Consider the following 18,997-nt stretch of genomic DNA (forward strand, 5'->3'; position numbering starts at 1 on the left):
ATTTTCGCGTGTCTGGGTTCGGTCATCCCTGCCCGACCTGCTCGAATCCGGCGTTCGCGTCTTCTCCGGCAAAGCGCGAGAACTCCGGGGCCCTGCCCGACCCCCGGCAGCATTTCAAAGGATGAGCGTCTGATCCGCAGTCAGTCGCTGTCGGGGATACATGAGCGGTTCAGACGGGCTTCGATAGAGGCCCATGCGACGGATATGTGGCCTGCCTGGTCCACGCTATTGGCCTGTTCGGACCTAGCACATCCATGAGCTCACACCACCGAGTGTTACGTTCTGCAACTGGAAAGGTTCGCGGGATTCTCCTTGGTGCGGCCTCTGCGACATCATGGGATTGCTGGCACGAAGCTGGCACGAACTGCGTGGCACGAGGGGGTACGGGGTAACATGCGATAGTACCTGAAACCGCTTCTGACCAGATGAAATGACACCAGGGACCACGAGACAAAACCAGACAAACCTTGACGCATCGCCCTGCTAATGCGGTTAGGTGGCAACGCCTTCCGGGGTTCAAATCCCCGATCCTCCGCAGGTCACGAGGGGTCCGTCGCACACGCGGCGGGCCCTTTGTCGTGCGCTAGTTGCATCTCTAGTTGCATTCGCACGGGGCGTCACCACGTCTCACCCTGTCTCAGGGGAGCGGTGTGAACGACGACGTGTACGTAGGCAACGCGGGCAAGGACGCGGAGCTGGACCGAGGATGGCTCCTCGGACACTTCAAGGACACCGACGATCCTCGCCACAGCGAGGACGTGGAGATCACATGGGGTGCCCACCCACGCGGAGACACCAGAGCACCATGGGTGACGGACGAGCAGCGCACCGCTCTCCTGGTCCTCGTCAGCGGACGCTTCCGCGTCCGTCTCCCCCGACCGCGACGTCCTCCTCCGGCAGCAGGGCGACTACATCGTGGTTCGACATCACCGTCTGGGGTTCGCGGCCCGCAACCCGAGGGGAGAGCGACTGCGACCGGGAGTATCCGTCCACCGTCGGCTCTCCCGAAGGGGAGCTGAAGGAGCGCTACGCCCTGCCCGCCGGCTGCACCGTTCCGGGTCGACGGCGTGTGGAATCGCCTCAGTGACCGCCGACCCTGGTCAGGGAGGTGGCCAGCCGGATCGGGACGGGGACCGGACGTCCCCGGTCCTGGTAGGCCTCCGCGGCGCCCAGAGCGGACAGGGTCAGCCCCGCTCCGAGCGTACGGATCGGGCCGCCCGGGATCGTCCGATCCGGGACACGGGTGAAGGCCGACCTCGACCACTCGTCGCGTTCCCCGAGGGTGAGTGAGGCGAGCACCCTGGCCATCATGCGGGAGGCGGCCAGGCCGTCTCCGGAGTAGCCGGCGGCGTAGTGGACTCCGGGCACCGTCTTCAGCGTCCCCGCGAACGGGAGCGAGGTCACCGAGTACTCGACCGGCGCGGTCCAGGCGGAGTCCACCGGGAGCCCCGCGAGCGTGGGAAAGAGCCGTCGCAGTTGTCGGCGGACCTCGGCGTGGCGCCGTGGCGCCCCCCACAGGCGGCTCTCCGCCGCACGCGTGGTGCCCGTCCCTCCCTTGCCGAACAACAGACGTCCGTCGTGGGTGGTGCGGTAGTAGTTCAACCGCGGACGCGAGTCGGTGACGGCGGTCGCCCCGTCCCAGCCGAGTCCTTCCAGGGCGTGCGGCGCCGGTTTCGTGACCAGGGTGTCGCTGGCCAGGGTGACCATCGTGCGCCCCAGGTCCTCGATGTTGGCCGCCCACGCGTTGACCGCCAACACGACCCGGTCCGCGACGATCCCGCCGCGGGGGGTGGTGACCCGCGGGCCCGTCCGCCCCCTGGCCAGCCGGACCAGGGGGGTGTGCTCATGGATCCGGACGCCTTGGTCCAGGGCGACCCGGCGCAGCCCCCGGGCCAGGAGGGCCGGTTGCAGCGTGGCGCATCCGGGGTCGACGACCCCGCCGAAGTGGTGTTCGGTGCCCACCGCCTGTCCGGCCTCCTCCCGGGAGAGTTCGCGCAGGGGTTCGACACCGGCCTTCGCCAGACCCTCCACCGTGCTTCGCCACGCCTCCCCCTGGGCTGGTGAGGTGGCCGCCCACAGCCAGGAGGCCCGCCGGTACTCGATGTCCAGTCCATGGAGGTCCGCGAAGGCGAGGATGTCCTCGACCGCGCGAGCCGACTCCTCGCCCAGGTGGCGGGCCTCCTCATGGTTGTGGCTGATGCCCAGGAGCGAGCCGAAACGGCCCCACAGGGGCATGAGGAACCCGGCGTTGGTACCGCTGGCCCCTCCCCCGCACACGTCCGCGTCGATGAGCACGATGTCGGTCCCGGGAGCACGGCGCAGGATCTCCAGCGCCGTCCACAGGCCCGTGAAACCTCCGCCGACCACGCACACGTCACACCTGAGGGCGCCCTCGAGCGCGGGTGAACGTCCGTCGTCGGGTTCCCTGGCGAACGCCTCCCGCAGCCAGAAGGAGCGGTGGTCCGGGGCTGGCACACCCTTGGCGGGCCAGGAGGGAGGGAGGACGAGGTCGGTCATGGCGGAACTCATCTCGGGCTCGGGGCGTCGTCGGTCACCGTCGGTGGGGGCCCGATCGTAGGCCGACGGCCTCCGTCGCCTCCACTACGCGAACGGGTAGGCGGGGTCAACGGTCCGCGGCGTCCAGGGGAACGGTGTCCAGGAACCCGGTGATGGCGTCGGTCCACTCGCGCGCGCACTCGTCCGCGACAGCGTGCCCGCAGTCGAGTTCCACCAGCCGGGCGCCGTCGATACCGGCGAGCAGTTCACGGGAGTGGCCCGGGCTGACCAGGAGGTCGTCGGTCGGGGAGACCACCAGTGTGGGCACCGTGACGTGGGCGAGGTCCCCGCGTACGTCGACCCCGCGGAGCAGTTCCAACTGCGCGCCGCTCCCCGTGGGAACGGCCTCCTGGAAACGGGAGATCTGTGCGCGTATCTGCTCGTGGCTGCGTCCGTCCAGCCAGGCGCGGCTGTTCACGAGCAGTGACAGGTAGGCGGCCAGGACCTCGGGGTTCTCGGAGCGCTCCAGAGCGCGCCAGGTGTCCACCGCCAGGCGCAGCCGTGGGCTCGGGGCGGCCAGGCCCGCGGACAGGACGAGCGCCCGCACCCGGTCGGGGTGGCGGGTCGCCGCACGGACCGCGACCGCCGTTCCCATGGAGAACCCCACCACCGCGAAGGTGCCGAGCCCGGCCTCGTCGGCGGAGCCCACGACGCGGTCGGCGAGGAGATCCAGGCTCAGCGCGTCGTCGGTGGGAGGCTGCGCCCCGGATCCGGGGTAGTCGGCCCCCACCACCGTGTACCGCTCGGCGAGGGCCGGAAGCAGCGGCCCGAAGCTGTCCTGGACGTCACTGCCGGCACCGTGCGCGAGGAGCAGGCCGGGACCCGATCCTGTGATCAGAGGGGGTGTCGTCGGTGTCATACGGCGATTATCGCGACGGGTCACGAGGGAGGGACACTGCGCGAACAGGTAGTCCGGCCGCTCAGGCCAGCGCGGCGGAGAGCACGTCGGCGAACCCGGTCAGCCGATCGCCGTGCCGGTCGCTGCGCCAGACCAGGCCGAGGGCGGACTCGGGCATCCCGCTGACGGGGACGTACGCGATGTCCGGCCGCCGGTTGTACCCGGCGGTGGCCCCGCACACCAGCATCGCGCCCTGACCCGACGCGACCAGTGTCAACGCCTCCTGAAGGGTGCTCGCCCGCCCCTGCTGGGGGATGCTCCTCCCCAGGGGGGTGGTCCGTGGCGAGTGCACCCGCCGCCAGTAGGAGGGCGCTTGGTCCGCCAGCGGGATCAGGCGGATTCCCGCCAGCTCCTCGGCCCCCAACTCCTCCCGTGCGGCCAGCGGGTGGCCCGAGGACAGGGCCAGAACCTGGGGCTGCCGTGAGAAGGTCAGGCCGAGGGTCAGGTCGTCCTCCTCCACCGGCAGCAGGACGACGGCCGCGTCGACCCCGCCCCCCCGCACCGAGCTGAAGGGGTCCGCCAGCGGGATCTCCACGATGTCGACCTCGAGCTCGGGGTTGTCGCGCTGGAACACGGTGATCGCCCTGGCGACGGGCTCGTAGACGGCGCCCTGGAAACCGATCCGCACCCGCTCCCGGCTGCCCCGGGCCCGGTCGCGAGCGTCCTCGACCACGCCGACCAGTGTGCTGTAGGCGGGGCGCAGCGACTCCAGGAAGTCGGCGCCGAAGGCGGTGAGGCGGACCCTCCGGCTGGTGCGTTCCACCAGGCGTGCGCCGATCCGGTTCTCCAGCGAACGCAGCAGCTGGCTGACCCTGCTCTGGGAGAGGTAGAGGCGTTCGCCGGTCCGGCCGAAGTGGAGTTCCTCCGCCAGAACGAGGAAGCACTCGAGCTCACGGACCTCGATCGTGTACGCCACTTCCCGCCTCCAACGCCGCACCCTGGTGTGACCCTCGTCTCCCGCGCCCCCATGAGGCTGGATCGATAAGTCTGAGTCATCGAATTATGAGGGATTCCCTGTTGTTCGTCGATGCGGTCCACCCTTGACTGGCCCCATGTCGCACTCCGAGACCGATTCCTCCACACGAACACCACCCCTGTCCCCCGCACGGGGATGGCTCGCCGTCGTCGCCGTGGCCTTCGGCACCTTCACCGTCGTCACCTCCGAGATGCTGCCGGTGGGACTGCTGACCCCCATCGGCGACGGTCTTGACGTCACCGAGGGCACCGCCGGGCTGACCCTGACCATCACGGGCCTGGTCGCGGCGGTGTCCGCGCCGTTCGTCCCCACGGTGATCGGGCGCACGGACCGCAGGCTCGTGCTCGTACTGCTGATGGCCCTGCTCGCCGCCGCCAACCTGGTGTCCGCCTGGGCTCCGACCTTCGCCGTGATGGTCCTGGCCCGCGTTCTCGTCGGCCTCGGCATGGGGGGTGTCTGGGCCCTGGCAGCCGGGCTCGCCCCCCGCCTGGTGCCCGAACGGTCGGTCGGATCGGCCACGTCGATGATCTTCTCCGGCATCGCCGTGGCCTCCGTCCTCGGGGTGCCCGTGGGCGCCTACATCGGCGCCCTGGCCGGCTGGCGTACGTCCTTCGTCACGTTCGCGGGGCTGGCCCTGCTGCTGGCGGCGGCCATGGCGCTGCTGCTCCCCCCTCTGCCCGCCGAGCGGAGCTCCCGGCTCAGCGGCATCACCGGCCTGCTGCGCAATCCGAAGGTGACCACCGGACTCGCCATCGCGGTGTTCCTCGTGACCGCCCACTTCGCCGCCTACACCTATGTCCGCCCCGTCCTCGAGGGAACCGCGGGCATCGGTGCGGGGATGATCGGCACCATGCTCCTGGTCTACGGAATCGCCGGTATCGTCGGGAACTTCGCCGCCGGGCCGAGGGCGATCCGGGCTCCGCGGGCCACCCTCGTCGTGCTCAGCGTCGCCCTGGGCGGCGCGGTGTTCCTGATCCCGGCGATCGGCGTCACCGTGCTCGTGGCCGGTCTGCTCATGGTCGTGTGGGGCCTGGCCTACGGCGGTGTGTCCGTCAGTGCCCAGACCTGGATGATGCTCTCCGCCCCCGAGGAGCGCGAGGGCGTCTCGTCGCTGTTCGTCGGTGTCTTCAACGGGAGCATCGCGCTCGGCGCCCTCGTCGGCGGGTTCGTCCTGGACGGTGCGGGCGGCACGACCCTGATGTGGTTGTCCACGGCCCTGGCCGTGATCGCGCTCCTGGTCACCCTGTTCGGCAGGGCTCCCGCCAGGACGAGCTGACCTCGCCCCCGAGACCCGCGGGGCCCGCCCCTGGCCGGTCGCCCACCGGACCGGGGCGGGCCACCACCCCGGCGATCCACGTTCCCGAAACGACGATGAGGTGTCCCGTGGCTGAGATGACCGCTCCGACCATCCGCACGGAAACGGTGTCGGCTTGGAAGGAGGAGCACCGTCCGCTCCTGGACCGCGCGATGCGGGCCGTGGCGGACCGTGAGTACTGGAACGCCTATGAGGAGGACCGCGCCGCCTACGGCCCCGACGCGGAGAAGGCCGGCGAACGGCTCTTCCGTGAACAGCTGGACCGCCCCTTCGAACTGGAGCAACCCGGTACCGACGGGTGGGTCGGCCCGGGAGGTGAGCGCTCACCGTTCGGCTTCGACCTGGGTGTCTCCTACCCGCACTCCCGACCCGAGGTGCTCCTGCCGGCGGTCAGCGGGGCAGCCGCCGCCTGGGCTGAGGCCGACCCCTGGACCCGGGCCGCCGTCTGCGCGGAGACCCTGTCCCGGATCAACGCCGACTCGCACGCCTTCGCCCACGCCGCCGCGCACACGAGCGGGCAGGGGTCCCTGATGGCCTTCCACGCCGGGGCCGCCCACGCCCAGGACCGGGGGTTGGAGGCCGTCGCCCAGATCCTGTCCGAACAGACCCGGCTCCCCGACAGGGTCCTGTGGCGCAAGCCGACCGGACAGGGCTGGGAGACACTGACCAAGTCCTTCTCCAGCGTCCCGCGCGGTACGGGCCTGGTCGTGGGCGGCGCCGTGGTCCCCGTGTGGAACACCTACCCCGGCCTCTTCGCCTCCCTCGCCGCGGGCAACGGAGTGGTGGTCAAACCGCACCCTCGCGCCGTGCTGCCACTGGCGATGACCGTGCGCACGGCCCGTCAGGTCCTGAGGGAGGCCGGATTCTCCCCCAACACGGTGTGTCTGGCGGTGGAGCGACCCGGGGAGGAGCTGGCCCGGGTCCTGGCCAGGCGCCCCGAGGTGCGCGTCGTGGACTACACCGGAACCTCCGCCTTCGGCGAGTGGCTCGAGGAGAACTGCCCCCAGGCCTTCGTCTTCACCCAGAAGAGCGCGGTGAACCCCCTGCTGGTGGAGTCCACCGACGACTACTCGGGGCTGGTCGAGAACCTCGCCTTCACCCTGGCCCTGTACAGCGGACGCCTGTGCACGGCACCCCAGAACCTGTTCGTTCCGGAGGCCGGGATCGCGACCGATCAGGGGCACCGGAGCCTGGAACGGTTCGTCGGCGACGTCGGGGACGCCGTGACCGGGCTGCTGTCCGACGGAGCGCCCTCCGCCGAGCTCCTCGGGGCGATCGGGGACGAGTCGGTCCTGGAAGCCTGGGATCGGGCCGCGTCAGGTGCACTGGGCGAGGTGCTCTACCGCGGTCCGCGCGTCACCCATCCGGCGTATCCGGAGGCCCTGTTCCGATCGCCTCTGCTCGTCCGCGCCGCGCCGGGGGCCAACACGACGCTCACGGAGTACCCGGGCCCGGTCGGTTTCGTGGTGCCCACGGCCTCCGCCGAGGAGGCCCTGCGGTTCATGGGGCACTCCGCCCGTACCGGAGGAACCCTGACAGCCGGCCTGCACACCACCGATGTCGCACTCATGGAGCGGGCCGAGCGGTTCGCGAGGGAGTACGGGGTCCACCTGTCCGTCAACCTGACCGGGCCGTGGCTCCTGACTCAGTCCTCGGTCTTCTCCGACGTCCACGGGAGCGGCGCCAACCCCGCGTCGAACTCGGCGGACCTGCGGGGCGCCTTCCTCACCTCGCGTTTCACGGTCGTGGGCGTACGGCGCCGGATCCGGGAGACGGGATAGGGCCGGGGTAGGGACGCAGGATGCCCAGGAGTTCCACACGTGAGCTCGCACCGTAGACGCGGAAGAGTTTCTTGAGGTGGTAGTTGACGGTGTTGGGAGAGATGGTCAGCCGCCGTGCCACCTGGCGGTTGGTCATCCCCTCGGCGACCAGCCGAACGATGCTGCGTTCCTGCTCGGTGAGCGGTCGGGGCCCGGTCCAGGCGGCGTCCGGGGCCGTGTCGGCCGGTACCTCGGGCGTGGTCCGCTCGGTCCAGGCCCGGTCGGTCTCCCGTCGCATCACGAGCCGCCACTCCTCCGGCACCATGTCGGAGATGACCTGGTGCGCCAGGGGGCTCGGGAAGGCGAGACGGGGGCCCGTCGTCAACAACCCGGCGCACCGCGCCTCCTCGACCAGTGGCAGAAGCTCGGCCGGACCCACACCCAGCAGCTCCCGTAAGCGGTCGGGGAACGTGTCGCCGTCGAGTACGGCCATCACCCGCAGGAACTGGCGGCACTCCGGAGAGCACTCGTCGAGAGCGGCCTCCGCCCAGCGGTAGAGCCGTTCGGGAAGCTGGTCCGCCACCAGCCACGCGTCCGCTCCGTTGACGAGGACCGCGCGCTCCTCCAGCAGCCCCCGCAGCAGTTCGACCACCAGCTGGGGGTTCCCGTTCGCCTGCCCCACCAGGCGGACGAGGTCCTCGGAGGGCCTGGCGCCGAGCACGTCGGCGGTCAGCTCGCGGACGGCCCGGGCGCCGAGTCCGCCGAGCCCGATCCGCACGGGCACCCTTCCCGGGGAGGACAGCCGTGAGTCCAGGCGCCGGGTACCCGTGCCCGGCCTGCGCGCCACCAGCCAGACCCCTCCGTCGCCGCACCGGCTCCGTCCAAACACGAGGTCGTCGATCTCCGGGCCGCTCATCCGGTCGACGTCGTCCACCACGACGAGGCGGCGCCCCGAACCCTCACGCGGTTCGCGGATGCCCGGTCCTCCCCGTTCCCGCGGGGCGCCCGTGTGCACGCTGTACCCCCGCTCGCGGGCGAGCTCCATGCACTCGTGGAGGAAGCGCGTCCGTCCCGATCCCACCCTCCCCTCCACGAGCACGAGCGTGTCGCCCCCGACCGGGGCGTTCCCGAGGACACCGAGGACCTCGGACAGTTCCCGGTCACGGCCGCGGAGTGGGAGGACACCGGTCGTGACCGACGTGGACGCGTCGAACACTGCGCTTCTCACGAGAGCTCTCCTGTACGTACGTTCGGGCTGTGGGCTGTGCCGCCCGTGGTGTGGGACCGGAGGGGACCGTCACCGGTCCGGGAGGGGGCCCGGGAGCACGACGCTGAGGAGTGCCTCCACCTCGTCGGCGGTGGGCTTGTTCTCGCTCAACAGTGTCTGGAGCAGGAAGCCGTCGATCATCGCGACGACGACGCGGGCCCGTACGGGGTCGTCGGTGTAGCAGCGCGCGAACGCCGAGACCGCGACCAGCCACCGGTCCGTGGCCTCGCGCAGGTGGGGGCGGCGTGCCGCGAGCAGGAAGAGTTCGTACTCGGCGAGCAGACGGCCGGGCTCCGCCGCGACCCTCGCCAGGAGTTCGGCGAGCTCCCGTCGACGGTCCCCTCCCGAGGACAGTCGGCGCATCCGTTCGGAGTCCTCGTCCATGACACAGGTCAGGGCGGCGGCCAGCAGGTCGCCCAGCCCGGTGAAGTAGTAGGTGGTGGAGGACGTGGGCAGTCCCGCCTCCTGGGAGACCGTGCGGTGGCTGACGCCCGAGACACCGTCGCGTTCGATGACCCGCAGGGTGGCCTCGATCAGGGCCCGCCGACGCAGCTCGCCCTTCGGATAGCGCCTGTCCAGCCGTTTCATGTCTTCCCCCGGCTCCTGATGGGAGTGCGCGGAGCGACCCGGAAAAATGGGACACTCGTCCCATTTTCTACCCCCTGATCACGCCTCCCACAAGCCGAAGGTGACGCACACCACCCCTCCCCTCCGGAGGGGAGGGGTGGTGTGCGTCACCCCGGGAACCCCGACTACCCCTTCGGGCGAAACCCTACCCGATTTCGCAGTTTTCACCCAAGTAGTTCACGCTTAAACTAAACATGAAATTCCCCGGCGTTAGCCGATTCCATAAAGGCCATCCCCCTCTTCGGCGCCATCTGAAGGCGAGCACCAACCTCTTCTGAAACGAGTTGTGCACACGATGGACACAGAACACCGGTTCCCCCTGAACGGCTACCAGCGCGATATCTGGGCGGCCGAGTCCCGTTCCGCGCAGAGCCCGCAGTTCAACGTCGCCATCAGCGAACGACTGGAGGGAGACGTCGACACCGACCTTCTGCGCGACTGCCTGGAACGTGCTCTGCGCAGACACGACGCCTTCCGGCTCCGCTTCGGCGAGGGCGCCGGGGGAACCCCCTGGGCCGGCCTCGCGGAGAACGGCGCCACCGACGGCGACCTCGTGGAGACCGTGGATCTGAGCGGCGAGGAGGATCCGGGCGCGGCCGCCCGGGACTGGACGGAGCAGGCCCTGTACCGCCCCCTCGGCGACCTGCGCGGGGGACGCGCCTTCCAGGCCGCCCTGGTCATCGAACGGAAGGACGCCGTCCGCCTCTTCCTCAAGGCGCACCACATCGTCACCGACGCCTGGGCGCTGAACAGCGTCACCCTGGAGATCCTCGACGAATATCGTGAACTCTCCCTCGGAAAGACGCCGACGGAGCCAGGGGCGACCGCAGCCACGAATTCGATCAGGCCCACTCGCGACAGATCCGGACCAGCGGAACACGAGGGCGACCGAGAATTTTATCGGGAGGAACTCAGAGAGGCCTCCCCCGCACTGTTCACGCGTTCGGTTTCCGGAGTTTCAGAACGAGGCCGGCATTCGTTCACCATCGACGGTAAAACCGTTCGCCGTGTGCTGGAGGCGGGGGCCTCCCCCTTCGCCTACCTGGCCACCGCGCTCGCCGCCTGCCTGTCCCGTGTGCACCGCTCTCCCGAAACGATCCTGGGCGTCCCGTTCCTGAACCGGCGAACCGACGAGGAGCTGTCGGTCGTCGGTCAGTTCGCGAACAACCTGCCCCTGCGCGTCAGGGTGGACGAGGGGGTTCCGCTGCTCGACCTCGCCGGTCAGGTGCGCGAACGCCTGCGCGAACTGCGCCGCCACGAGCGGTTGCCCTTCGGCGAGATCCTCCGGGAGGCCCCCGTCCGCGGCGACGGCCCCCGGCGCCTGTTCGACGTCACCGTCTCCTACCTGCGCTACCCGCGTCCCTCCCCGCTGCCCGGTGTCCGGCGCGACACCACGATCATGGCGCCGGTCCACGAGGAGAACGCGCTCTCGGTCATGGTCCACGCCTTCGAGGACGAGGACGACCTGCGGATCGACATGGACTTCGCGCGCGACGTCTTCGACGGCGACTTCGGCGCCGAGGCCCTGGCCGGGCACGTCCAAGAGCTCGTCCGCAAGGGCCTGGACCTGCGTGAACTTCCGCTGTCGGCGCTGTCCATGCTCACCGCCGAGGAGTACGAGGACGTGGTGCGCCTGCGGCAGGGAGAGACGACCCGCTACCCCCGTGAGAAGACGCTGCACGAGTTGTTCGCCGAACAGGCCGCGCGGACCCCCGACCTGACGGCCGTACTGGACGACGCCTCGGGCACCAGCCTGACCTACTCCGAACTGGACCGGGCTGCCAACCAGGTCGCGCGGGCCCTGATCGCCGACGGGGTGGGCCCCGACGAGCGGGTCGCCGTGGTGGCCGAACGCGGGCCCGAACTCCTGCCCGCCCTCCTGGGTGTGTTGAAGGCCGGTGGCGCCTACGTGCCCGTCGACCCCGGATACCCGGAGGCGCGCGTCCGGCTGCTGCTGGACGAGAGCGGGGCACGGGCCGTGCTGACCAGTGAGGGGGTGCGGGTCGAGGTGGCCGACGCCACCCCGGTCCACCGCGTCGCCGACCTCCTCCACGGCCCCGACGCCCGGCTCGCTCCGGTCGCGCGCTCCGACGACCTGGCCTACGTCATCTACACCTCCGGGTCCACCGGGCGGCCCAAGGGGGTCATGGTCGAGCACCATTCGGTGGTCAACCGGCTGTCCTGGATGCAGCGTCGCTACCCGATCGGGCCGGGGGACACCCTGCTCCAGAAGACCCCGATCTCCTTCGACGTCTCGGTCTGGGAGCTGTTCTGGTGGGGCTCGGTGGGCGCCAGGGTGGCCCTGCTGCCCCCCGGCGGTGAGAAGGATCCCCGGGAGATCGCGCGCGCCGCCCGTCGGCACCGGGTCACGGCCGTGCACTTCGTCCCCTCCATGCTCGGCCCCTTCCTCGACCTGTTGGAGGACGAACCGGAGCTGCGCACGGGCCTGGACGCGCTCAGGTACGTCTTCTGCAGCGGCGAGGCCCTGCCCGCCGGGCGGGTCCAGCAGTTCAACCGCGTGTTCGGCGCGGCCTCGCGCACGGGCTCCGAGGTCGCCGCGCCCCGGCTCGTCAACCTCTACGGGCCCACCGAGGCCGCGGTGGACGTCAGTTACCACGACCTTCCGTCCGCCGACGAGGGGCCCGTGACCCGCGTGCCGATCGGGCGCCCCGTCGAGAACACCACCCTCTACGTGCTCGGGGAGCACGGCGGCCCCCAGCCGGTCGGGGCGCCCGGGGAGCTGCACATCGGCGGCGTCCAGGTGGCCCGGGGCTACCTCGACCGGCCGGAGCTGACCGCGGAGCGCTTCCTCAAGGACCCGTTCAACCCCGGCGGACGCCTCTACCGCACCGGTGACCTGGCCCGTCTGCTCGCCGACGGCACCATCGAGTACCTCGGCCGCATCGACGGCCAGGTCAAGATCCGGGGCAACCGCGTGGAGCTGGGGGAGGTGGAGAGCACCCTGGTCGGCATCGACGGGATCCGCGAGGCCGCCGTGGTCGACCACCGCCCCGAGGGTAGGGGCACCCTGCTCGTGGCCTACTACGCGGCCCGGCGGGAGTTCACCCCCGCCGAACTCCGCGAGCACCTGTCCGGGGCGCTGCCCGAGTACATGGTGCCCTCACTGTTCGTCCGTGTGGACCGTGTCCCGCTCACCCCCAACGGCAAGACCGACCGCCGGGCCCTGCCGGCCCCCGAGCTGCCCGGCGGAGGCGCTGACGGCGGCGCACCTCGTAACGGGACCGAGGCCGCGCTGGCACGCGTGTGGGCCGAGGTACTCGGTGTCCGGGAGGTCGGCGTCCACGACGACTACTACGCGCTGGGCGGGGACTCGATCACGATGCTGCGCGTGCGCGCGCTGGCCGAGCGGGAGGGGATCGGCTTCTCCCTCTCCGACCTGGTGGCCGAGCCGACCGTGGCGGGTCTGGCCGCGCGGTGCACCCGCGTCGAGGCGACCGGGAACACGGCGGATCAGGCCCCGTTCGCCCTGGTCTCCAGGATGGACCGGGCCAGGCTCGAGGGCCGTGCGGACGCCTACCCCCTCACGCGGCTCCAGCTCGGCCTGCTCTACCACTCCCGCGAGCACGAGGACAGCGCCGTCTACAAGGACGTGTTCCGCTACAGTCTCGCGCTGCCCTGGGACGAGTCGGCCATGCGAACGGCCTTCGCGCGGCTCCTGGCCCGCCATCCGGTGCTGCGTTCGTCCTTCGCCCTGGCGGGGTACTCCGAACCGCTCCAGGTGGTGGAGCACACCGTGGAGGGCGCGCTGTCGGTCACCGACCTGCGCGACGAACCCGTCGAGCGGGCCGAGGAGGCCGTCGTCGGGTACATGCGCGAACGCAGGGTGCACCCCTACGAGTTCGACAGGGCGCCGCTGCACCACTTCCGGTTCTTCGTCCTGCCCGGGTCCGTGGAGCTGGTGCTCAGCTTCCACCACGCCATCCTCGACGGCGGCAGTGTGGCCAACCTGGTCAGCGAGCTGCTCCGGGACCACCTGCGCACCATGGGGCTGGACATCGACGCGGTGCCCGAGCTCCCCCTGCCCTCCCCGGCGCTGCACGTGGCCGACGAGCGCGCCGCGCTGGACTCCGAGGAGTCGCGCGCCTACTGGAGGCGCACGCTCGAGGGCGCCGTGCCCCCGCTGCTGGAGGGGTTCGCCCCCCACCAACGGCCCCGTGGGGAGGAGGGTCTGGTGGTGCGGGAGGTCAGGCTGCCCGAACCGCTGTGCCGGGCGGTCGGTGCGCTGGCGCGGGAACGCGAGGTACCGGTCAAGTCGGTGCTCTTCGCCGCGCACACCACCGTCCTGCGTGTCCTGTCCGGCCAAAGGGACCTGACCACGGGACTGGTGACCCACGGCCGACCGGAGGTGGAGGGCGCCGACCGGATCTGCGGCCTGTTCCTCAACACCATGCCGGTGCGCGTGACCGCCGACCCCGACACCTGGTTCGACGCCGTACGCGAGGTCGTGGCGCGCGAACGTGAGAGCCACGCCCACCGCCGCGTGCCCCTGGCGACCATCCAGGAGGACCTGGGCGGGGCGTCCCTGGTGGACACCGCGTTCAACTACATCCACTTCCGCCAGCTCGGCCCGGTGTTCGAGCTGCCCGGCGTGGCCGACCTCGGCTTCCAGGCCTGGGAGGAGACCAACTTCGCCCTGTTGGTCAACGCGATGGCCGACCCCGTCGACGGCCGGATCACCCTGCGCCTGGACCTGTCCGGCCGCCGGTTCACACCCGAGCAGGGCGACCTGTACGCCGACACGTTCGTGCGGGTCCTGCGGCTGCTGGTCGAGCACCCGGACGGGCAGGCGGACCCCTCCCCTCTGGCCGAACCGGTCCCCGAAGCGGTGGACACCGCCCCTCGGCCGGATGTGGTCCGCCTGTTCGGGGAGCGAGCCGGGCGGAGCCCGGACCGCACGGCCCTGGTGTTCGGCGACCGGACGTGGACCTACGCCGAACTGGACGGGGAGTCCGAGCGCGTCGCCCGGTCCCTGCTGCGCATGGGCGTGCGGCCCGGAGACCGGGTGGGCGTGGCCATGGTCCGCTCCCCGGAGACCGTCGCCACCCTGGTGGGCATCGGCCGGGCCGGCGCGGCGGTGGTACCGCTCGACACCTCCTACCCGGTGCGGCGCCTGCGCATGATGGTGGAGCGGGCCGACCCGGTCCGGATCGTCGCCCACGAGCGCCACGCGCACCTGGTCGAGGACGGCGAGCGCCTGCTGACCGCCGAGTCCCTGTTCGACGGCACGGCCGCACCCCCGACCGGTGAGGGCCCCGAACTCCCCCGGATCGCCCCGGAGGACGAGGCCTACGTGCTGTTCACCTCCGGCTCCACGGGACGGCCCAAGGGCGTGTCCATGCCGCACCGCTCCCTGGCCAACCTCGTCGCCTGGCAGAACGCGCGGCCCAGCGGAGCGGTGGGCGGACGCACCCTCCAGTACGCGCCGATGAGCTTCGACGTGTCCTTCCAGGAGCTGTACTCCACGCTGTGCGGCGGCGGAACCCTGGTCCTGGTCACCGAGGAGCTGCGCCGGGACATGCCCGAGCTGCTCCGGCTCATGGACAGGGAGGGCGTGGAGCGGGTGTTCCTGCCCTACGTGGCCCTCCAACGCCTGGCCGAGGCCGCCGACGGACTGGGACTCCTCCCCCGGAGGTTGCGGGTCCTGGCCTCCTCCGGCGAACAGCTGCGCGTGACCGACGAGATCCGGCGGTTCTGCGCCGGGCTGGGCGAGGTGGTCCTGGAGAACCAGTACGGACCCACGGAGAGCCACGTCGTCACGGCCCACACGATGGAGGGCGACCCCGCGGACTTCCCCGCGCTGCCGCCGATCGGCACGGCCGTCGACGGAGCCCGGGCCCTGGTCCTGGACGGGCGGCTGCGTCCGGTCCCCGTCGGGGGCAGGGGCGAGATCCACCTGGGCGGGGTGTGCTTGGCCGACGGTTACGTGGGCCTGCCCGAACTCACCCGGGAACGCTTCCATGGAGAGGGCTCCGGACGCCTCTACCGCACCGGAGACGTCGGCATGGTCCTGCCCGGCGGCGACGTGGTGTGCCTGGGCCGTTCGGACCGGCAGGTCAAGGTGCGCGGCTTCCGGGTCGAGCCCGCCGAGGTCGAGTTGGCGATCAACGCGGCGGCGTCCTCCGGCCTGGGCGTGCTCCGCGAGGTCGCCGTGGTCGCCCGGCGGCGCGAGGGCCAGGACACCTTCCTCGCCGCCTTCCTGGTCGGCGATCCCGGGCGCTCGGACCTGGAGGCACTGCGCCGCCGACTGCGCTCGACCCTGCCCGAGTACATGGTGCCCTCGCACCTGGAGTGGCTGGAAGCCATGCCGCTGACGCCCAGCGGCAAGCGCGACGACGCGGCGCTGGGCCGGGCCGTGCTGACGCGGGGCGACGCCGATGAGCGGACGGCGCCCCGCGACGCGCGGGAACGGGCCCTCGCCGAGATGCTCGCCGACCTGTTGGGCGTCGCCGACCTGGGCGTGCACGACGACGTGTTCGACCTGGGCGCCACCTCGATCACCGCGATGCGGCTCGTCGTCCTGATCGAGAAGCGCTTCGGGGTCAGTGTTCCGCTGTCGGAGTTCGTGTCGGCGCCGACCGTCGCCGCGTTGGCCGAGCGCGTCGGCGCGGCCGAGGACGGTGGCGGGGCGGCCTCCGCCGAGTTCGACCCGCTCGTGCCGATCCGGCCCGAAGGAGACCAGCCGCCGCTGTTCTACGTCCACCCCATGGGCGGCAACGTGCTCTGCTACGTACCGTTCGTCCAGCACCTGCCCGAGGGACGGCCCTTCTACGCGCTGCAGGCGGCCGGGACCGACGCCGGGACCGAGCCGGTGCACGGCGTGGAGGAGATGGCCCGCGGCTACGTGGCGGCGATCCGCCGGGTCCAGCCCGAGGGGCCCTACCACATCGGCGGCTGGTCCTTCGGCGGGTTCGTCGCCTTCGAGATGGCGCGCCAACTACGGGCCGCCGGCCAAGAGGTCGCCTCCCTGGTCCTGCTCGACACCACCGCGCTCAACCCCGGGCGGCGGCCCTGGACCGACGACGACGCCCTGATCGGCTGGTTCTTCTGGGAGCTGCTGTGGCTGGAACGCGGCGGCGAGTCCCCGGAGGTGGTGATCCCCGACGAACTCACCACCCTGGAGGAGAAGTTCGAGTTCATCACCCGGCTGGCGGTCGAGGAGGGGGTGCTGCCGCCCGGCAGTACCGGCACGATCGTGCGCCGCCTCTTCCACCTGTACGAGGCGAACTGGCGGTCGGCCTTCGCCTACCGGCCCGAGGGGGCGGATCTGGACGCGGTACTCGTCCACGCCCTGGAACCGCTGCCCGACGTGCTGCGGAACATGCACTCGGCGATCGGAAGCATGCACGCCGACCCCGCCAACGGGTGGCGCGAACACACCTCGGGGCGTCTGACCGTCGTCGACGTGCCCGGTGACCACCTCACGATCATGGAGGAGCCCCACGTGGCCGAGGTCGTACGAGCCGTCCTGAACGCGGCGGCACCGCAGCGGGACGAGGAGGGCTGAGATGGGTGAGCCAAGGACGGCGATCGTCGTCGGAGCCGGCATCGGCGGCCTGACCGCCGCGATCGCGCTGCGCAGGGTCGGCGTGGACGTGCGCGTGTACGAGCGCGCACCCGAGATCCGGGCGGCCGGGTTCGGCCTCTCGGTGATGAGCAACGCCGTGGCGGCGCTGGACTCCCTCGACATCGACCTGGGGCTGGACAAACGCGGCAGGACGTTGGACACCTACCACGTCAGGGACACCCGGGGCCGGCTGATCCGGGAGTTCCCCTTCCCGGAGATCATCGGCCGCCTCGGCGTACCGAGCGTGTGCATCAGCCGCGCCGACCTGCTGACCGCCCTCCAGGAGGAGGCCGCCGGGATCCCCATCCAGCTGGGCCGGGCCGCGGAGCGGTTCGAGACCGACGGAGACCGGGCCAGGCTCCACCTGGCCGACGGGGCCGAGGACGAGGCCGACCTGCTGGTGGGCGCTGACGGGTTCCACTCGGTCGTGCGCCGCCAGATCGCCGGCCCCGAGCCGGCCCACGACAGCGGCTACATCTGCTGGCTGGGAATCACCGACTACGAGCACCCCGGGTTCAGGCCCGGGTCGGTGGTGCACTACTGGGGCGACGGCCAGCGGTTCGGGCTGGTGGACATCGGCCACGGCCGCCTGTACTGGTGGGCGACCAAGAACATGCCCGCCGAGCGGTCCGCGCACTGGGACGGCGGCAAGGCCGAGGTGCTGCGGGCCCTGTCCGGCTGGCCCGACGAGGTCCGCGAAGCGGTCCGGGTGACCCCGGAGTCGGACATCCTCGGCATCCCCTCCAGGGACCGCACGTTCCTGGAGCGCTGGGGGCACGGACCGGTGACGCTCCTGGGCGACGCCGCGCACCCGATGTTGACCAGCCTGGGACAGGGGTCGGCGATGGCGATCGAGGACGCCGCCGTGCTCGCCCACACGCTGCGGGACGCCTCGGACGTGCCCTCCGCGCTGCGCGCCTATGAGGACGCCCGCCGCGAGCGCACCCGCGGCATCGTCGAGGCGACCCGGGCCATCAGCGACTTCGAGCAGTCGGAGGGGCCGGTACGCCGCAGGGTGCGGGACGCCTACTTCCGCCTGATGCCCCACAGGGCGCTGGTGGGCCGCCTCGAACCCGCGCTGACCTTCCCCGGACCCGTGACGAAAGGATGAGGCCCATGACGCACACCCCCTCCCCCCTGGCCGTGGTGGTGACCGGAGCCTCCTCCGGCCTGGGCCGTGAGACCGCTCTGGACCTGGAGGACCGCGGTTTCCGCGTGGTCGCCGGAGTACGGCGCGTCGAGGACGGGGAGAAGCTGGTCGCCGAGTCCCTGCACGGCCGGGTCGTCCCCCGGTTGGTGGACGTGACAGACGACGGGTCCGTGGCCGCCTGCGCGCGGTTCTGCGAAGAGGAGCTCGGCGGCCTGTGGGGGCTGGTGAACAACGCCGGGATCTGCGTCTCGGCGCCCCTGGAATGTGTGGACAGCGAACGGATGCGCCAGCAGCTGGAGACCAACGTGGTCGGTCAGCTCGCCATGATCCGCGCGCACCTGCCGCTCCTGCGCCGGAGCCGGGGGCGCGTCGTCAACGTCACCTCGGGGTTGGGCAGGGTCGCCGTTCCCTACATGGGGGCCTACTCCGCCGCGCAGTTCGCCAAGGAGGCGATGAGTGACGCGCTGCGTCGCGAGGTGGCTCCGAGCGGCGTGCGGGTGTCGGTGGTCCAACCGGGGGCGATCCGGACCCCGATCTGGGACAAGGTGTCGAACGTGGGCGCGGAGGCGCTGCGCGGCGCCCCACCGGAGGTCGCGGCGCTCTACCGGATCACGTTCGAGAGGTTCTTGGAGGGCAACGCCCGACAGGCCGCGCGAAGCCGCACCACGCCGGAGGATTTCGCCCGGGCGGTGGCCCGGGCGCTGACCGACGCCAATCCGCGTACCCGGTACCGGGTCGGTTCGGACGCCCGGTTGGTGAACGCGATGTCCCGGACGCTGCCCGACCGGCTGCTGGACCGTTACTTCGCGGGCATCCTCACCCCCTGAGGAGACGGTGCCGCCGCCGGTCCGGTGCGGAGGGTT

10 protein-coding genes are annotated in these 18,997 nt (G+C 71.4%); 5 read left to right on the top strand and 5 right to left on the bottom strand.

What is annotated here, in order from left to right; translation table 11 throughout:
• Nucleotides 1-1,080: 1,080 nt before the first annotated feature.
• The 3 genes from AB0I72_RS20995 to AB0I72_RS21005 form a co-directional block, all read right to left on the bottom strand.
• Nucleotides 1,081-2,517, bottom strand: coding sequence for an FAD-binding oxidoreductase (locus tag AB0I72_RS20995; protein ID WP_358571251.1), 1,437 nt, complete (start codon nucleotides 2,515-2,517; stop codon nucleotides 1,081-1,083).
• Between the two features lie 106 nt (nucleotides 2,518-2,623).
• Nucleotides 2,624-3,415 carry an alpha/beta hydrolase gene (locus AB0I72_RS21000; RefSeq protein WP_358571254.1) on the bottom strand — a complete coding sequence of 264 codons (792 nt, stop codon included), beginning with the start codon at nucleotides 3,413-3,415 and terminating at the stop codon, nucleotides 2,624-2,626.
• A gap of 61 nt (nucleotides 3,416-3,476) precedes the next feature.
• On the bottom strand, nucleotides 3,477-4,370 hold the full coding sequence (locus AB0I72_RS21005) for a LysR family transcriptional regulator (protein WP_358571257.1): 894 nt from the start codon (nucleotides 4,368-4,370) through the stop codon (nucleotides 3,477-3,479).
• 136 nt (nucleotides 4,371-4,506) lie between these two features.
• Here AB0I72_RS21005 and AB0I72_RS21010 point away from each other — a divergent pair, with 136 nt between their 5' ends.
• Entirely contained in the window at nucleotides 4,507-5,706 is a 1,200-nt protein-coding gene (locus tag AB0I72_RS21010) for an MFS transporter (RefSeq protein WP_358571260.1), read from the top strand.
• A gap of 116 nt (nucleotides 5,707-5,822) precedes the next feature.
• Nucleotides 5,823-7,526: a phenylacetic acid degradation protein PaaN gene (gene paaN / locus AB0I72_RS21015; RefSeq protein WP_358571526.1), complete on the top strand. Its 1,704-nt coding sequence runs from the start codon at nucleotides 5,823-5,825 to the stop codon at nucleotides 7,524-7,526.
• On the opposite strand, the gene AB0I72_RS21020 is transcribed toward paaN, so the two are convergent.
• Together AB0I72_RS21020 and AB0I72_RS21025 are read right to left on the bottom strand one after the other, a co-directional pair.
• Nucleotides 7,483-8,733: a LuxR C-terminal-related transcriptional regulator gene (locus AB0I72_RS21020; protein ID WP_358571263.1), complete on the bottom strand. Its 1,251-nt coding sequence runs from the start codon at nucleotides 8,731-8,733 to the stop codon at nucleotides 7,483-7,485. The two genes, paaN and AB0I72_RS21020, sit on opposite strands and share 44 nt — an antisense overlap.
• Before the next feature lie 69 nt (nucleotides 8,734-8,802).
• On the bottom strand, nucleotides 8,803-9,360 hold the full coding sequence (locus tag AB0I72_RS21025; RefSeq protein WP_358571266.1) for a TetR family transcriptional regulator: 558 nt from the start codon (nucleotides 9,358-9,360) through the stop codon (nucleotides 8,803-8,805).
• Nucleotides 9,361-9,694: 334 nt separating this feature from the next.
• Here AB0I72_RS21025 and AB0I72_RS21030 point away from each other — a divergent pair, with 334 nt between their 5' ends.
• From AB0I72_RS21030 to AB0I72_RS21040, 3 genes are read left to right on the top strand one after another with little or no spacing between them, the layout of a single operon-like run.
• Nucleotides 9,695-16,924: an amino acid adenylation domain-containing protein gene (locus tag AB0I72_RS21030; RefSeq protein ID WP_358571269.1), complete on the top strand. Its 7,230-nt coding sequence runs from the start codon at nucleotides 9,695-9,697 to the stop codon at nucleotides 16,922-16,924.
• 1 nt (nucleotide 16,925) lies between these two features.
• The gene (locus AB0I72_RS21035; protein WP_358571272.1) at nucleotides 16,926-18,095 is read left to right on the top strand and encodes an FAD-dependent monooxygenase; all 1,170 of its coding nucleotides are present in this window, start codon (nucleotides 16,926-16,928) and stop codon (nucleotides 18,093-18,095) included.
• A gap of 5 nt (nucleotides 18,096-18,100) precedes the next feature.
• Complete coding sequence (locus tag AB0I72_RS21040; RefSeq protein WP_358571275.1) at nucleotides 18,101-18,961, top strand: SDR family oxidoreductase; 861 nt, start codon at nucleotides 18,101-18,103, stop codon at nucleotides 18,959-18,961.
• Nucleotides 18,962-18,997 lie beyond the last annotated feature (36 nt).

It is taken from the genome of Nocardiopsis sp. NPDC049922, from assembly GCF_040660275.1.
In the GTDB taxonomy this organism is placed as follows: domain Bacteria; phylum Actinomycetota; class Actinomycetes; order Streptosporangiales; family Streptosporangiaceae; genus Nocardiopsis.

What these genes read in the sequence shown, in the direction of transcription:
- AB0I72_RS20995 (WP_358571251.1), bottom strand. Translation starts at nt 2,517, where the DNA reads ATGACCGACCTCGTCCTCCCTCCCTCCTGGCCCGCCAAGGGTGTGCCA.
- AB0I72_RS21000 (WP_358571254.1), bottom strand. Translation starts at nt 3,415, where the DNA reads ATGACACCGACGACACCCCCTCTGATCACAGGATCGGGTCCCGGCCTG.
- AB0I72_RS21010 (WP_358571260.1), top strand. Translation starts at nt 4,507, where the DNA reads ATGTCGCACTCCGAGACCGATTCCTCCACACGAACACCACCCCTGTCC.
- paaN (WP_358571526.1), top strand. Translation starts at nt 5,823, where the DNA reads ATGACCGCTCCGACCATCCGCACGGAAACGGTGTCGGCTTGGAAGGAG.
- AB0I72_RS21025 (WP_358571266.1), bottom strand. Translation starts at nt 9,360, where the DNA reads ATGAAACGGCTGGACAGGCGCTATCCGAAGGGCGAGCTGCGTCGGCGG.
- AB0I72_RS21030 (WP_358571269.1), top strand. Translation starts at nt 9,695, where the DNA reads ATGGACACAGAACACCGGTTCCCCCTGAACGGCTACCAGCGCGATATC.
- AB0I72_RS21035 (WP_358571272.1), top strand. Translation starts at nt 16,926, where the DNA reads ATGGGTGAGCCAAGGACGGCGATCGTCGTCGGAGCCGGCATCGGCGGC.
- AB0I72_RS21040 (WP_358571275.1), top strand. Translation starts at nt 18,101, where the DNA reads ATGACGCACACCCCCTCCCCCCTGGCCGTGGTGGTGACCGGAGCCTCC.